A 1,964-nucleotide genomic window follows, 5' to 3' on the forward strand; every position below is an offset into this window, starting at 1 on the left:
GGTGATGCTACTAATAATATTTTATGGCTTAGGGCCGATGAACTCATTGGTTTAACTAATGGCATAGATTTAAGTAATTGGCCAGATAATTCAGGCAATACAAATGCACTGAGTCCTCCCGCTGCTCAATATAGCCCTACCTATATTCAAAATGGAGTAAATGGGTTTCCCATAGTTCGCTTTACAGATACTGAAAATGATCGTTTATACCGTTCAGCTCTAACCAGAAGCTCTGGAGTATGGAATGATAGTGAGTTTTCATTGATTTATGTTAATAAAACGACAGACAGTAATGATCGCTTATTTAAATATGTACATCCAGATTATACTTATGCTCATTATACCATTGAGCATAGTAATGACTTAACAGTAAATAGAACAACAATGGATTACAACTTGAACCAGTCGCTGAACGATGGGGCATTTCATATTGCTGGTATTGGCGGGTCTCTAATAGGGGCTGGTGGCCCTACTGGTCAAATGGAATATTGGGTCGATGGTGCTGTGAATTACATCCAAAATAGTTATCAAGATCCTCCTGATGGTCAATCCGAGTCTCCTAGTCTAATCTACTATGGAGGTAGTTTTACCATGGCTGGTTTGAGTAGTGGGTTTAGTGCGGCTACCTCTCATGCAGGAGATTTTGCAGAGGTCATTGTTTTTGATGATGAGTTGAATTCAGCCGAGCAGATCATTATTCACAACTATCTGGCTGCCAAGTATAATATTCCTATTGCTAATGATTATTACGCCCACGAAAGCACGCACAAGTATCATGTGATAGGCGTAGGTCGTGAGACGAGTAACGATCTTCATACCGAATCTGTATCTGAGAGTGGTTTAGGCATTGCAAGTGGTTCAGGTTTAAATGCAAATGGCGAATATTTTCTATTAGGTAGTGACAACGGTGATTATAGCACTTGGACGACAACCGAGACTGCTAATGGTGACCCTAATACCCAGCGTTTAGCCAGAGAATGGCGGGTTAGTGAAACAGGGGAGTTAGGTAGTATAGAGTATAAACTGGATTTAGGGCAAATGCCTGCATTACCTTCCGGGTATTCACAAATTGTACTAATGGTAGATAGTGATGGGGATTTTAGCAGCGGAGCTAAAGTATACGAAGCAAACTCCAACCTAGGGGAGACCGTTTACTCCTACTTTTTAGATGTTGATGATGATGATTACTTGGCAGTAGGTATTATAAATCCTACGATTAATATAACAACGCTGAATACTGTGAATAATGAGAGCACTGATATAAGTCTAGAAATTACGATCAACTACATTCCTTCTAATGATGTGATCGTTAATATTTCTACTGAAAGCATTTCGGCGATTGCTGGTCAAGATTTTGAGGAGATAGACGAAACCGTTGTGATTCCAGCAGGTACTACTAGCATAACATATGTTATAAGTATTATACAGGATGATGAATCAGAAAGTGACGAAGACTTCAGAATTGTATTCTCGAATCTTAATGAAGAAATATCAATTGGCACTGCTGAACTAGTTTATCGGATTGAAGACAGCCCGTATGTTGGCTACTCAGGTCCGGGTGGGGTAGGTGATGCAGGTACTAACAAGCTATGGCTGACTCCGGGGAGTATCAATTCAGGGGGCTCAAGTTTAAATTCATGGGATGATGTTTCTGGCAATTCAAATAACCTATCAGAAGGCAATGGCAGCACCAGTACACTCCCTAGCTATAGTGCTAATGTGTTAAATGGCTATGGAGGAGTAGTGTTCGATGGTATTGACGACCGTTTGGTGCGTTCAAACTTCACTGATTTTCCAACGGATGCGGTTTCCGCATTATATGTGAATCAAACTACGGATAGTCATGACGGTGTTATTTCATACGCGGTTTCAGGTGATGCCAGTGATGCCAATGAGTTATTGCTCTTACAAAGCCATCGGTTTAGGTTTTTTAGGGGGGGCGAGAGCATGCAAACCGAACTTTC

The 1,964-nt window shown here is 40.9% G+C and carries 1 protein-coding gene; it reads left to right on the forward strand.

What is annotated here, in order from left to right; genetic code table 11:
• Positions 1–1,964 (forward strand): Calx-beta domain-containing protein (locus JXQ92_RS19270; RefSeq protein ID WP_421988284.1); only part of this gene is annotated, 1,964 nt, incomplete at both ends.

Origin of the sequence: Roseivirga sp. (assembly GCF_049099775.1) — a bacterium.
Classification (GTDB): Bacteria; Bacteroidota; Bacteroidia; order Cytophagales; family Cyclobacteriaceae; genus Roseivirga.